The sequence below is a fragment of the Streptomyces sp. NPDC020490 genome (genome assembly GCF_044335305.1).
Taxonomy (GTDB): Bacteria; Actinomycetota; Actinomycetes; order Streptomycetales; family Streptomycetaceae; genus Streptomyces.
Map to the genome: position 1 here is coordinate 1 of NZ_JBIRUY010000045.1, position 13,487 is coordinate 13,487.

Genomic DNA, 13,487 nt, shown 5'->3' on the forward strand with positions numbered 1-13,487 from the left:
GCCCCTCAAACGAGCCGAACACCGCAACCTGCCGCCACCAGCCACGGCAGTCCTCACGATCTCCAGACCACACACCACCTAAGTCACCGGCATTGGGCCTAGGTCGGGGCCATGAACCCGCACCGCCGACTGCGACGCGCTGTTCGCCCGGGTCGAGGAGTCGGGCGCCGGCGTGCTGCAGGAACGCTACCGAGCCCGAGTGCTTCGTCAGGACTCCTTCGCGGCACCGTGCTCTTCGGGGCTCGCGTCCGGTTCGGCGCGTTCCCCGCCGTACGCCGCGCAGTCCGGGTTCTCGCACGGGCCGGGCTTCCAGACCGGGACCCACGCGCCCAGCGTCTTGTGGCGTGCGACGACGACGGTCCGCAGGGGCTGTCCGCAGACGGGACAGACCGGCCTGTCTCTGTCCATGCCCTCAGGGTAGGCCGGTCGCCGACCGCCCGCGCGGGTGAGGACGTCACGTCCAGCGCCCGGTCTCGACGTTCTCCAGGACTCCGAGCGCGTCCGGCACCAGGACCGCGGCCGAGTAGTAGGCCGTCACCAGGTACTTGATGATCGCCTGCTCGTTGATGCCCATGAAGCGCACGGAAAGGCTCGGCTCGATCTCGTCCGGGATCCCGGTCTGCTGCAGCCCGATGACGCCCTGCTCCGCCTCGCCCGTACGCATGGCGATGATCGACGTCGTACGGGCCTCGGTGACCGGGATCTTGTTGCAGGGGAAGATCGGTACCCCGCGCCAGGTGGGGATGCGGTTGCCCGCCATCTCGATGGTCTCCGGGACCAGCCCGCGCCTGTTCAGCTCGCGGCCGAACGCGGCGATCGCGCGCGGATGCGCGAGGAACAGCTTGGTGCCGCGCCGCCTGCTGAGCAGTTCGTCCATGTCGTCGGGGCCGGGCACACCGTCGTGCGGCTGGAGCCGCTGGTCGTACTCACAGTTGTGCAGCAGCCCGAACTCGCGGTTGTTGACCAGTTCGTGCTCCTGACGCTCCCTCAGCGCCTGCACGGTCAGCCGGATCTGCTGCTCCGTCTGGTTCATCGGCTGGTTGTAGAGGTCGGCCACGCGCGTGTGGATGCGCAGGACGGTCTGGGCGACGCTCAGTTCGTACTCGCGGGGACTGGCCTCGTAGTCGACGAACGTGTGCGGGATGTCCGGCTCGCCGGAGTGGCCGGCCGCGAGGTCGATCGACTTCTCCCCGTACCTGTTGGTGCGCTGCCGGGGGATCGAACGCCGTTGCCTGAGGTGCTCGCGCAGCGACTCGGAGCGCTCGGCGACCTGATCGAAGTCACGGCGGGGCAGGACCAGCACCGTGCAGGCGGTGTCCGCGCGGACCGTGTACTCCCACATGGCGTCCGGGTCGAGCAGGACCGCCTCACCGAAGTGGGCGCCGTCGGCGAGGACGCCCAGTACCGCGTCGTCGCCGTACGGACCGGTGCCGACCTTCTCGGCCCTGCCGTGCGCCAGGAGGTACACCTCCTCGACCGGACTGCCGAAGGAGGCGATGACGTTCCCCGGCGCGATCTCGCGTTGCCGGCAGCGGCGGGCCAGCTCCGTGAGCACCTCCTCGTCCTCGTACGACCGGAGCGCCGGCAGTTCCCCCAGCTCGGCGGGGATGACCTCGACACGGTCGCCGGTCTTCACGAACGTGATGCGGCCGTCTCCGACGGCGTAGGTCAGGCGCCGGTTCACCCGGTACGTGCCGCCCTGGACGTCCACCCAGGGCAGCATGCGCAGCAGCCAGCGCGAGCTGATCTCCTGCATCTGGGGCACGGACTTGGTCGTGGTGGCCAGGTTCCGTGCGGCTGCCGTGCCGAGGCTCTGCTGCGGCCTGCCCTGCTCCGCCCGGACCTCTTCGCCTACCGACATAGAAAATCGCCCTCCCGGTCATGCCCCGGCACGGTGTGCACCGCGACATCGATCTGCGGGATCAACTCTCCATCACCGTGCGTACCGAATCCATTACACAAAAGAGCGGGAATGGATCACCGGTCACCGGGCAATATGGGGCCCCGCCCACCGCCTCGACGACTGCGAGATGGCCGGATCCCGCCAGCCGCCGACATGACAATGTGTGACCAAGCTCTCACTTTCGGTACATCTCCGGCAACGAGCGGCCGCGCCCGGCGGCCCCCGGCACGGCACGAAGGAGGCGGTCATGGCCACACCCATGTCTGCGAAGGCGTTCCTGGACGGCCTCAGAGCGGAGGGCGTCACCGTCGTCGAGGTCGGCGACTGGAAGCACCACAACCGCAACCACAAGGGACCGTGGGGTCCCGTCCACGGGGTGATGATCCACCACACGGTGACCAGCGGCAGCGAGCGCACCGTCGAGATCTGCCGCAAGGGCTACGCCGACCTGCCCGGCCCGCTGTGCCACGGCGTGATCACCAAGGACGGCGTGGTCCACCTCGTCGGCTACGGCCGCGCCAACCACGCCGGCCTCGGCGACGACGACGTGCTGCGCGCGGTGATCGCGGAGAAGGGACTCCCGCCGGACAACGAGGCCGACACCGACGGCAACCGCCACTTCTACGGCTTCGAGTGCGAGAACCTCGGCGACGGGCAGGACCCCTGGCCCGAGGCCCAGCTCGAGGCCATCGAGAAGGTCGCGGCGGCGATCTGCCGCCACCACGGCTGGACGCAGCGGTCGGTCATCGGGCACCTGGAGTGGCAGCCGGGGAAGGTGGATCCGCGGGGGTTCACGATGGCGTGGCTGCGCGAGCGGATCCGGGACCGGCTGAAGTGACGCCGCGGGCCACAATGGTGCCGTGACCTCCGTCGACCCCCTGCGCCCCCGCCTCCCCTCCCCCTTGCAGGAAGTGTCCGACGACCGGTTCGCCGCCCGCGGCCTCCGCCTCCTGCTCAAGCGCGACGACCTGATCCACCCCGAACTGGTCGGCAACAAGTGGCGCAAGCTCGCCCCGAACCTCACGGCGGCGGGCGGGCGCACGGTCGTCACCTTCGGCGGCGCGTACTCCAACCACCTGCGGGCCACGGCCGCCGCGGGGCGCCTGCTCGGCCTGCCCACCGTGGGCGTGGTCCGCGGCCAGGAACTGGCCGGCCGCCCCCTCAACCCCTCACTGGCCCGGTGCGCGGCCGACGGCATGCGGCTGCACTTCGTCGACCGGTCGGCCTACCGCCGCAAGTCCGAACCGGACACGCTGGCGGCCGTCCTGCGCGCGGCCGGCGCCGAGGGGGCCTACGTCGTCCCGGAGGGCGGCAGCAACTCCGAGGCGGTGCGCGGCTGCCGGGCCCTGGGCGAGGAACTGCGCGGCCGCGTGGACGTCGCCGCCGTCGCCTGCGGGACCGGCGGCACGCTCGCGGGCCTCGCCGCGGGCCTCGCCCCCGGCCAGCGCGCGATCGGTATCCCGGTCCTCAGGGGCGGTTTCCTCACCGCCGAGATACGAAGCCTGCAACGGCGGGCCTTCGGCGGCCCGCGCGGCAACTGGCGCCTCGACGAACGGTTCCACTTCGGCGGCTACGCCCGCGTCACCGGCAAACTGACCGCCTTCGCCGAGGACTTCGAGCACCGCCATGGCATACCCGTCGAACGTCTCTATGTCGCCAAACTGCTCTACGGACTTGTCGCTCTGGCGCGGGAGGGCGCGTTCCCGCGCGGCACCACGCTGGCCGCGGTCGTCACCGGACGCCCCTTCCCCTGACCCCCCTGCTCCCCCGAGCCCGCCCGGCGGGCCTACGCCGTCTCGCGGTAGAGCGCCGCCTCCTCCAGGTCCAGCCGCCGCAGCAGGCTCCGGAGCATCTCGTCGTCGATGTGACGGCCGTCGCGCAGCTTCACGAACACCGCGCGCTCGGCGCCGATCATCTCCCGGGACAGCCGCCGGTAGGTGTCGTCGACGCTCTCACCGCTGACCGGGTTGACCGAGCCGAGGCGTTCCCACACGGCGTTGCGGCGGCGTTCGAGGACCTGGCGCAGCCGGTCGGCGAGCGGCGGTGGGAGGGCGTTGCGCTCGTCGGCGAGGAGGTCGTCCAGGCGTCGTTCGGCGGCCCGGGAGGCCTGTGCCTGGGCGTTGGCCTCCGCGAGGGTCTCGGCCTGGGCATCCCGGGCGGGGAACTTCAGCAGGCGGATCAGCGGGGCCAGGGTGAGGCCCTGCACCACCAGCGTCCCGATGACCGTCGTGAAGGTGAGGAAGAGGATGAGGTTGCGCTGCGGGAAGGGATCGCCGCCGTGCACGGTGAGCGGGATGGAGAAGGCGATCGCCAGCGAGACGACGCCGCGCATCGCGGCCCAGGACGTGACGACCGGCCCCCTCCAGGTGGGGTTCTCCTCGCGTTCCCTGATCCGCGCGGACAGCATGCGGGGCACGAACGTGCCCGGATACACCCACAGGAAGCGGGTCGCGACGACCACCAGGAAGAGGGCGCCCGCGTAGCCCGCGGCGGCGACGCCCTCGTACTCGCCCAGGCCCTTCAGGACGACGGGCAGCTGCAGTCCGATGAGCGCGAACACCGCCGACTCCAGGACGAAGGCGACCATCCGCCACACCGCTTCCTCCTGCAGGCGGGTGGCGAAGTCGACCTCCCACGCGCGGTGCCCGAGGTAGAGGGCGACGACCACGACCGCGAGGACACCGGAGGCGTGCACCTGCTCGGCCACGGAGTAGGCGACGAACGGGATCAGCAGGGACATGGTGTTCTGCAGCAGCGCCTCACGCACGTGCGTGCGCAGCCAGTGGATCGGCGCCATCAGCACCAGCCCGACCACGACGCCGCCGACCGCGGCGAGCAGGAACTCGCCGATCCCACCCGCCCAGGAGGCGCCCTCGCCGACGGCCGCCGCCAGGGCGACCCGGTAGGCGGTGATCGCGGTGGCGTCGTTCAGCAGGGACTCGCCCTGCAGGATCGTGGTGATCCGGGACGGCAGCCCCACCCGGCGGGCGACCGCCGCCGCCGCGACCGCGTCCGTCGGCGCCACCACCGCGCCCAGCACCAGCGCCGCGGGCAGCGGCAGCCCCGGCACGATGAGATAGGCGGCCCAGCCGACGACGAAGGTCGCGAACAGCACGTATCCGACCGACAGCAGGGCCACCGGACGTATCTGCGCCCGCAGGTCGAGGTAGGAGCTCTCGACGCCCTCCTTGTGCAGCAGCGGGGGCAGCACCAGCGGCAGCACGATGTCCGGGTCGAGGGTGTAGTCCGGCACCCCGGGGAGGTACGACACCACCAGCCCGGCCGCGACGAGCAGCAGCGGCGCCGGCACCGGGGTGCGTCGCGCGGCCGCCGCGACGGCGGCGCTGCCCGCCACGAGCAGCAGCAGTGGCATCACGTCCATGTCCTCGCCCACCCTCGAGTTTTTTCCGCGCGGCTGTCCGCGCGGGCGTCGTAACCTGGCAATCATGAAACAGTGCACGCACGCCGACGTGCTGCCGCACCCGGAACCCGAGCCGCTGACCGAGACGTGTCCGGAGTGCCTGCGCAACGGCACACACCCGGTCCAGCTGCGGCTGTGCCTCACCTGCGGTCACGTCGGCTGCTGCGACTCCTCGCCGGGACGGCACGCGACGGAGCACCACAAGGATTCCGGACACCCGGTCATGCGCACCTTCGAACCCGGCGAGAGCTGGCGCTGGTGCTTCGTGGATCACGTACTTGTGTGACTCCGGACGACTCCGTTTCCGGACGGTTCGACGGTCTGACGTCTGGGTACGTCAACCCGGCGCGCCTTCTTCCCATTTGGAGCCGCCAGACCCCTAGACACGGAGCGTGTTCACAGCTTTACTGTGAGTGACGACGAGGGGTCGGGGTCCCGGGGACAGAAAAGTCGGGAGCGCGGTAGCGTCACCGCTGAACCACACGTCGCGTTACCCCGGGGGGCGACCCTCGGCCCTGAATAGCTTGTACCACCATGGAGGTGAGGGTGTCCCAGATCGCAGGCGAGCCCGCGACCCAGGACTTCGTGGAAGTCCGGCTGCCGGCTGCGGGTGCCTACCTGTCGGTGCTGCGTACGGCGACTGCCGGCCTCGCCGCCCGTTTGGACTTCACCCTCGACGAGATCGAGGACCTGCGCATCGCCGTGGACGAGGCCTGCGCGATCCTGCTTCAGCAGGCCGTGTCCGGCTCGGTGCTCAGCTGTGTCTTCCGGCTCGTCGACGACTCGCTCGAGGTCACTGTCTCGGCCCCCACCACGGACGGCCACGCCCCTTCCAGGGACACCTTCGCCTGGACGGTGCTGTCCGCGCTCGCGGGCAAGGTCTCCTCGGCCGTGGACGAGGACAAGACCGTTTCGATCAGCCTCTACAAACAGCGCGGCGCCGGACCCGGGCCGGCGTGAGGACAGGGGACGGGCCGGTGCGTGACGAAGAGCGCGGCACACGGGAGCTGCCGGCCGAGGGCACAGGCGGGTCCCGGCACATGGCGGACGGTGTCGACGGCATTCCCGAGCAGGCCCGGCCGCACCCGGAGGACGATTCCCCGAGGGCCGGCCTGGGCGACGGGCAGCGGGATCGGGAAGGTGCCGCACAGAGCACGCCTCTGGGCGGCCGGGTCGGGGTCACCCCTGCCCCTGGCGCTTCCCCCGCCCGAGCCAGGCCGAAGGCGGGGGAAGCGGCCAGGGCTCGGGGAAGGGCAACGGGCGGGACGATGAGCGAGCACGAGCGAAACGCCGGGGACGACGCGCCGAGCGCGCCGAGCGTGCAGGCCGCGGAGCACGACCCGCAGGACCGCAGCGGAGCGCGGGCGATGTTCGTCGAGCTGCGCGCGCTGCCGGAGGGCAGCCCGCAGTACGCGGAGCTGCGCAACCAGCTGGTCCGCATGCACCTGCCGCTCGTCGAGCACCTCGCGCGCCGCTTCCGCAACCGCGGTGAGCCGCTGGACGACCTCACCCAGGTCGCCACCATCGGTCTGATCAAGTCGGTCGACCGCTTCGACCCGGACCGCGGCGTCGAGTTCTCGACGTACGCGACCCCGACGGTCGTCGGCGAGATCAAGCGGCACTTCCGCGACAAGGGCTGGGCGGTCCGCGTCCCGCGCCGTCTGCAGGAGCTGCGGCTGGCCCTGACGACGGCGACCGCGGAGCTCTCGCAGCAGCACGGCCGCTCGCCCACGGTCCACGAGCTCGCCGAGAAGCTGGCGATCTCGGAGGAGGAGGTCCTGGAGGGCCTGGAGTCGGCCAACGCCTACTCCACGCTGTCCCTGGACGTCCCGGACACCGACGACGAGTCCCCGGCGGTCGCCGACACCCTCGGCGCGGAGGACGAGGCCCTGGAGGGCGTCGAGTACCGCGAGTCCCTCAAACCGCTGCTGGAGGATCTGCCGCCGCGCGAGAAGCGGATCCTGCTGCTGCGCTTCTTCGGCAACATGACCCAGTCGCAGATCGCGCAGGAGGTCGGCATCTCCCAGATGCACGTCTCCCGGCTGCTGGCCCGGACGCTGGCGCAGCTGCGGGAGAAGCTGCTGGTGGAGGAGTGACCGCCAGGGCCTGTCCGGCGGATCAAGTCGGAGGAGACCAGCGGTGCCTTGCAGCCCAGGTGAGCGGGGTCTGGTGCGTCCAGATGCAAGGCGGAGGAGGGCGTCGACGCGATGGGGGTCCCCCCGCGCGAGCGCAGCCGAGCGTGGGGGAGTCGGCAACCGACGACAACGCCGCAGACGGGCGTGCCAGACCCCGCGTCTCCGGCATGATCCGCCGGGCAGGCCCTAAGTGCGGTCGCCCCCCGTGCCGCCGGGCCCCCGGATCCCGAGGGCCCGGGTGGTCTCGGCGTTGACCAGCAGCACCAGGGACGCGACGGCGACGACCGCCAGGGCGATCCCCGCCGGGATCGCCACGCTGTCCGCCCGCAGCAGGTTGTAGGCCACCGGCAGCGCCATGATCTGCGTGATCACGGCCGGCCCGCGGCTCCAGCCGCGCCGGGCGAGCAGTCCGCGCGCGGCCAGCAGCGGCAGCAGCGCGAGGACGACCAGCGTGATGCCGCCGGTGACGGCGGACCGCCGGTCGTCCGGGGCGCCCGTGAAGCCCTCGACGAGCATCCAGACGCCTCCGACGACGAGCGCGAGCCCTTCCAGCGCGGTGAGCGCCGCGGCGTACGTCAGACGGCGCGGGCGGGGGCCGGTGGTCTCCGGGGCTGCGGGGGTCTGCTGACTGCTCACCCCTGAAGGGTAGCCGCCGGCGGGCGGGCCTCCGTGTCGAGGTTCACGCGCTGATCCTTACCCGATCCACACCTCGGCCTGTGCCCGGTACCACCCAGTAGGTACGCTGCAACCCATGCGTGCACTCCTCGTGGTCAACCCGGCGGCAACCACCACAAGCGCACGTACGCGCGACGTTCTGATCCATGCGCTCGCGAGCGAGATGAAACTCGAGGCGGTGACCACCCAGTACCGGGGGCACGCGCGTGATCTCGCCCGGCAGGCGGCGGAGAGCGACGACATCGACCTGGTGGTGGCCCTCGGCGGCGACGGCACGGTCAACGAGGTCGTCAACGGCCTGCTGCACTCCGGCCCCGACCCCGAGCGCCTGCCCCGCCTCGCCGTGGTCCCCGGCGGCTCAACCAACGTCTTCGCCCGCGCCCTGGGCCTGCCCAACGACGCGGTCGAGGCGACCGGCGCCCTGCTGGACGCCCTGCGCGACGGCAGCGAGCGCTCGGTCGGCATGGGCATAGCGGCGGGCACGCCGGGCACCGAGGACGAGGCGGCGCCGGCCCGGTGGTTCACCTTCTGCGCCGGGCTCGGTTTCGACGCGGGCGTCGTCGGGCGGGTCGAGCAGCAGCGCGAGCGGGGAAAGAAGTCCACCCACTCCCTTTATCTGCGCCAGGTCGTCCGCCAATTCCTGCAGGAGCCGAATCGCCGTCACGGCACCATCACTCTGGAGCGGCCGGGCGAGGACCCGGTGACCGATCTGGTGCTGTCCATAGTCTGCAATACGGCTCCGTGGACCTATCTGGGCAATCGTCCGGTGTACGCGTCACCTAAGGCCTCGTTCGATACCGGGCTCGACGTACTCGGTCTCAGCCGCATGTCCACCGCCGCGGTTGCCCGGTATGCGACCCAGTTGCTCACTTCGTCCCCCGAGCGCGGACCCCACGGCAAGCACGCGGTGTCCCTGCACGACCTGGACCGCTTCACCTTGCATTCGAAGGTGCCTCTGCCGCTTCAGATGGACGGCGACCACCTCGGACTGCGTACGAGCGTGACGTTCACAGGCGTACGCCGTGCACTGCGTGTGATTGTGTGAGTGGAAGGGCCCAAAGTCCTTTCACTCGAACGTTTAGGCCAGGATCCACCCCATGGAAGTACGGCTGTGACCTAGTCGACACCGAGGAATCAAAAAAAACTTTCCGGAAGGGGTTGTATCCGCCGCTGAGGTTTGCGAGTCTCTACGTGGCGATCGGGACGGCCCGCAACACCGGCCTCGACAGATCACCGGAACCCCTCTCCAAAACACAGGACCACACCGGGGAAGACTCGGCGGTAGGCCCTTCACTTGTTGAGGGTTTCGTGAAAGCGTTCACATTCACAAGCAACTTGCACGTAATACCAAGGAGAGGTAGCAGCCATGGACTGGCGTCACAACGCCGTTTGCCGCGAGGAAGACCCCGAGCTCTTCTTCCCCATCGGCAACACCGGTCCTGCGCTGCTGCAGATCGAGGAAGCCAAGGCCGTCTGCCGTCGCTGCCCGGTTATCGAGCAGTGCCTGCAGTGGGCGCTCGAGTCCGGCCAGGACTCCGGCGTCTGGGGTGGTCTCAGCGAGGACGAGCGCCGCGCGATGAAGCGCCGCGCCGCTCGCAACCGGGCCCGTCAGGCCTCCGCCTGACATTCGCACCCCTGCTGACAGCCTGAGCTTGGCGGCGCGTGTGCCCTACGGGCGATGATCCGTAGCGAGCGAGTACGCATCTCCCGCCCCCGAGCCGCAGCGCGCAGTACCTACGATGCGCAGCACTTGCTGGCAACGAGCATTCGCCCCGGACCGTGCGCGGTCCGGGGCTTCTTGCTGTCACTTGTGGGGGCGCACCGGGATGTCGAGGAGCACCTGCGTCCCCCGCTCCGGCGCCGGGACCATGTCGAACGTGCCGCCCAACTCGCCCTCCACCAGGGTCCGTACGATCTGCAGACCCAGGTTCCCGGCGGTGTGCGGGTCGAAGCCCTCGGGCAGACCGACGCCGTCGTCCTGGACGGTGACCAGCAGGCGGGCCTCCTTGGTGGTGCCGCCGCGGACCGCCGAGACCTCGACGGTGCCGGTGTCGCCCTCCCGGAAACCGTGCTCCAGGGCGTTCTGCAGGATCTCGGTGAGCACCATCGACAGGGGTGTCGCGACCTCGGCGTCCAGGATGCCGAAGCGGCCGCTGCGCCGGCCGGTGACCTTGCCCGGCGAGATCTCCGCGACCATCGCCAGCACCCGGTCGGCGATCTCGTCGAACTCCACGCGCTCGTCCAGGTTCTGGGACAGCGTCTCGTGCACGATCGCGATGGAGCCGACCCGGCGCACCGCCTCCTCGAGCGCTTCGCGGCCGCGGTCGGACTCGATGCGCCGGGCCTGCAGACGCAGCAGGGCGGCCACCGTCTGCAGGTTGTTCTTCACCCGGTGGTGGATCTCCCGGATGGTCGCGTCCTTGGTGATCAACTCGCGCTCGCGGCGTCGCAGTTCCGTGACGTCGCGGAGCAGCACGAGTGAACCGATGCGGGTGCCCTTCGGCTTGAGCGGGATCGCGCGGAACTGGATGACCCCGTCGTGGGCCTCGATCTCGAACTCGCGGGGTGCCCATCCGCTGGCCACCTTCGCCAGTGCCTCGTCCACCGGGCCACGGGTGGGGGCCAGTTCGGCGGTGGTCCTGCCCAGGTGATGGCCGACGAGGTCGGAGGCGAGGCCCATGCGGTGGTATGCGGACAGCGCGTTCGGGGAGGCGTACTGGACGATGCCGTCCGCGTCGACGCGGATCAGGCCGTCGCCGACGCGCGGCGCGGCGTCCATGTCCATCTGCTGGTTCGCGAACGGGAAGGCGCCGGCCGCGATCATCTGCGCCAGGTCGGAGGCGCTCTGCAGGTAGGTCAGCTCCAGGCGGCTGGGGGTGCGCACGGTGAGCAGGTTGGTGTTGCGCGCGATGACGCCGAGGACGCGCCCCTCCCGTCGGACGGGTATCGACTCGACCCGGACCGGGACTTCCTCGCGCCACTCCGGATCGCCCTCGCGCACGATGCGGCCCTCGTCGAGCGCCGCGTCCAGCATGGGCCGGCGCCCGCGCGGGACGAGGTGGCCGACCATGTCGTCCTGGTACGAGGTGGGACCGGTGTTGGGCCGCATCTGGGCGACGGAGACGTATCGCGTGCCGTCGCGGGTGGGAACCCACAGGACGAGGTCGGCGAAGGAGAGGTCGGAGAGCAGCTGCCACTCCGAGACCAGCAGGTGCAGCCACTCGAGGTCGGAGTCGTCGAGGGCGGTGTGCTGGTGGACCAGTTCGTTCATGGAGGGCACGTGTGCGAGCGTACCTGGGGGTTTGTCCCACTCCGAAATGCGCGGCCCTGCGGAGGAACACCCGCGGGCCGCGGCGCCCGGAGGGACCCTCAACCCTCCTGGCACCGCAGCCCGGAGCAATATCGGCCGTGGGGTGTGCGGTCCCGGTCGGCCGAATGTCGAGGATCCGGGGCAGTCAGGGCAGAGAGCTCCGGTTCCTCGGTCCCGCCCTCCTGTGCGGGGAAGGCGGAAGCCTGCGGTACTTCTTCGCACTGCTTCAATTGTGGACTAGACCACTGCGCGTGTCCATGAGTCGGGAGCTGTTCTTCGGTGTTCCGGCCCCAACTGTTCGGACGTCCTGGCATCCACCACGCAGCCTAACCCGTATGGGTTCATGTGCGGGGCCAGATGGTCAGGGCAATTTCCGCGAGCGCCTCCAGTTCCTCCCGGCTCGCGCCGTCGCGCGCCTGCTGGGACATGCCCTGGAGGACCGCGCCCGTGTGCCGGGCCAGCGCGCGGGCGTCGGTGCCGGCCGGCAGTTCCCCCGCGGCGATCCCGTCCCGGATCCGGCTCTCGAAGGCGGTGATGTCGGCGTTGCGCCGCTCACGCAGGGACTCCTCGACCTCGGGACTCGTGCAGTTGGTGGCCGCGTGGACGACGAGGCAGCCGTGCGGGCGGCCGGGGGCGGTGTACTCCACGGCGGCTTCCCGCAGGATCCGCTCGACGGCCGCCCGGGCGGTGGGCTCCTCGGCCAGCGCCCGCTCCCCGAAGGAGCCGTAGCGCGTGCCGTAGACGCGCACCACCTCTTCGAACAGCGCCCGCTTGTCACCGAAGGCCGCATACAGGCTGGGGGCGCCGATGCCCATCACCCGGGTGAGGTCGGAGACGGAGGTCGCCTCGTAGCCGTGCTCCCAGAAGGCCATGACGGCCTTCTCCAGGGCGGTCTCGCGGTCGAAGGAACGAGGGCGGCCGCGCCGCTTGGGCACGGGCCGGGCGTCCACGGCGCTCTCCGCGGCATTCTCCGGGCCGCCCTCCGTGGCGCTGACCTGCGCCTTCGTCTCCTCACCGACCACCATGGAGTGAATTGTATAGCGGATGCTAGAGAATTTTCGGCGGTCCGTTGTACGGTCATTTCTGTATCGACCGCTAGAAAATCATGGAGGGTATCGGTATGAGCCGGAACGAAGGAGACTCTGCTAAATTGACCTCGACTGGTCTATACCACATGAGCTGTTCCTCGAGCCCAGTTGAGTCCCTTCAGAGATCGGCAGGCCCAGCGTGGAAGTTGTCATCGTTCCGGACGCCAAGGCGGGTGGCGAGATCGTCGCCGAGGCCATGGCGCGGCTCCTGCGGCGCAAGCCCGACGCGTTGCTCGGGGTGGCCACCGGGTCGACCCCGCTGCCGGTGTACGAGGCACTGGCGGCCAAGGTCCGCTCCGGTGCCGTGGATGCCTCGCGCGCCCGGATCGCGCAGCTCGACGAGTACGTGGGGCTGCCGGCCGAGCATCCGGAGTCCTACCGCTCGGTGCTGCGGCGTGAGGTGCTGGAGCCGCTCGGGATCCCGGCGGACGCCTTCATGGGGCCGGACGGCACGGCCGAGGACGTACCGGAGGCGTGCGCGGTGTACGACAGGGCGCTCGCCGAGGCCGGCGGGGTGGACCTGCAGTTGCTGGGGATCGGGACCGACGGGCACATCGGGTTCAACGAGCCGTGCTCCTCGCTCGCCTCGCGCACCCGGATCAAGACGCTCACCGAGCAGACCCGCGTCGACAACGCGCGCTTCTTCGGCGGCGACATCGAGCAGGTCCCGCACCACGTCATCACGCAGGGCATCGGGACGATCCTGCAGGCACGGCACCTGGTGCTGCTGGCGACCGGCGAGGGCAAGGCCGACGCGCTCGCCGCGACCGTCGAGGGACCGGTCGCGGCGGTGTGCCCCGCCTCCGCAATCCAGCTGCACCCGCATGCGACGGTCGTGGCCGACGAGGCCGCCGCGTCCAAGCTGAAGCTGGCCGGCTACTTCCGCTACGCCTACGTCAACAAGCCGGAGTGGCAGGGGCTCTAGCCGCCCGCGGACACGCGAAGGCGCCGGCCG

14 protein-coding genes are annotated in these 13,487 nt (G+C 70.6%); 8 read left to right on the forward strand and 6 right to left on the reverse strand.

Going from position 1 to position 13,487, the window contains the following annotated elements; genetic code table 11:
* Positions 1–207: 207 nt before the first annotated feature.
* On the reverse strand, positions 208–408 hold the full coding sequence (locus ACH4ZX_RS34495) for a hypothetical protein (RefSeq protein WP_398281697.1): 201 nt from the start codon (positions 406–408) through the stop codon (positions 208–210).
* 46 nt (positions 409–454) lie between these two features.
* Positions 455–1,861 carry a family 2B encapsulin nanocompartment shell protein gene (locus ACH4ZX_RS34500; protein ID WP_398281700.1) on the reverse strand — a complete coding sequence of 469 codons (1,407 nt, stop codon included), beginning with the start codon at positions 1,859–1,861 and terminating at the stop codon, positions 455–457.
* A 289-nt stretch (positions 1,862–2,150) separates the two neighbouring features.
* Here ACH4ZX_RS34500 and ACH4ZX_RS34505 point away from each other — a divergent pair, with 289 nt between their 5' ends.
* Both ACH4ZX_RS34505 and ACH4ZX_RS34510 read left to right on the forward strand, forming a co-directional pair.
* Positions 2,151–2,741, forward strand: a complete 591-nt coding sequence (locus ACH4ZX_RS34505; RefSeq protein ID WP_398281703.1) for an N-acetylmuramoyl-L-alanine amidase — start codon at positions 2,151–2,153, stop codon at positions 2,739–2,741.
* 22 nt (positions 2,742–2,763) lie between these two features.
* A complete protein-coding gene (locus ACH4ZX_RS34510; protein WP_398281706.1) occupies positions 2,764–3,657 on the forward strand; it encodes a 1-aminocyclopropane-1-carboxylate deaminase/D-cysteine desulfhydrase in 894 nt (297 codons plus the stop codon).
* Between the two features lie 32 nt (positions 3,658–3,689).
* Here ACH4ZX_RS34510 and ACH4ZX_RS34515 read toward each other — a convergent pair whose 3' ends face one another.
* Positions 3,690–5,285: a Na+/H+ antiporter gene (locus ACH4ZX_RS34515; protein ID WP_398281709.1), complete on the reverse strand. Its 1,596-nt coding sequence runs from the start codon at positions 5,283–5,285 to the stop codon at positions 3,690–3,692.
* A 64-nt stretch (positions 5,286–5,349) separates the two neighbouring features.
* Here ACH4ZX_RS34515 and ACH4ZX_RS34520 point away from each other — a divergent pair, with 64 nt between their 5' ends.
* From ACH4ZX_RS34520 to ACH4ZX_RS34530, 3 genes are all read left to right on the forward strand, one after another.
* Positions 5,350–5,610: a UBP-type zinc finger domain-containing protein gene (locus tag ACH4ZX_RS34520; protein WP_398281712.1), complete on the forward strand. Its 261-nt coding sequence runs from the start codon at positions 5,350–5,352 to the stop codon at positions 5,608–5,610.
* Positions 5,611–5,870: 260 nt separating this feature from the next.
* Positions 5,871–6,284, forward strand: coding sequence for an anti-sigma regulatory factor (locus ACH4ZX_RS34525; protein WP_161069408.1), 414 nt, complete (start codon positions 5,871–5,873; stop codon positions 6,282–6,284).
* Positions 6,285–6,301: 17 nt separating this feature from the next.
* On the forward strand, positions 6,302–7,420 hold the full coding sequence (locus ACH4ZX_RS34530) for an RNA polymerase sigma factor SigF (protein WP_398281715.1): 1,119 nt from the start codon (positions 6,302–6,304) through the stop codon (positions 7,418–7,420).
* 225 nt (positions 7,421–7,645) lie between these two features.
* On the opposite strand, the gene ACH4ZX_RS34535 is transcribed toward ACH4ZX_RS34530, so the two are convergent.
* On the reverse strand, positions 7,646–8,095 hold the full coding sequence (locus tag ACH4ZX_RS34535; protein WP_398281718.1) for a hypothetical protein: 450 nt from the start codon (positions 8,093–8,095) through the stop codon (positions 7,646–7,648).
* 115 nt (positions 8,096–8,210) lie between these two features.
* On the opposite strand from ACH4ZX_RS34535, the gene ACH4ZX_RS34540 reads away from it, so the two are divergent.
* Positions 8,211–9,179, forward strand: coding sequence for a diacylglycerol kinase family protein (locus ACH4ZX_RS34540; protein WP_324786098.1), 969 nt, complete (start codon positions 8,211–8,213; stop codon positions 9,177–9,179).
* Between the two features lie 321 nt (positions 9,180–9,500).
* The gene (locus tag ACH4ZX_RS34545; protein WP_003992873.1) at positions 9,501–9,758 is read left to right on the forward strand and encodes a WhiB family transcriptional regulator; all 258 of its coding nucleotides are present in this window, start codon (positions 9,501–9,503) and stop codon (positions 9,756–9,758) included.
* Positions 9,759–9,938: 180 nt separating this feature from the next.
* Here the strand turns inward: ACH4ZX_RS34545 and ACH4ZX_RS34550 are convergent, their stop codons facing one another.
* Positions 9,939–11,414, reverse strand: a complete 1,476-nt coding sequence (locus ACH4ZX_RS34550) for a sensor histidine kinase (protein ID WP_398281722.1) — start codon at positions 11,412–11,414, stop codon at positions 9,939–9,941.
* 371 nt (positions 11,415–11,785) lie between these two features.
* Positions 11,786–12,469 carry a TetR/AcrR family transcriptional regulator gene (locus ACH4ZX_RS34555; RefSeq protein WP_398281725.1) on the reverse strand — a complete coding sequence of 228 codons (684 nt, stop codon included), beginning with the start codon at positions 12,467–12,469 and terminating at the stop codon, positions 11,786–11,788.
* 202 nt (positions 12,470–12,671) lie between these two features.
* On the opposite strand from ACH4ZX_RS34555, the gene nagB reads away from it, so the two are divergent.
* Entirely contained in the window at positions 12,672–13,457 is a 786-nt protein-coding gene (nagB, locus tag ACH4ZX_RS34560) for a glucosamine-6-phosphate deaminase (protein ID WP_398281728.1), read from the forward strand.
* Positions 13,458–13,487 lie beyond the last annotated feature (30 nt).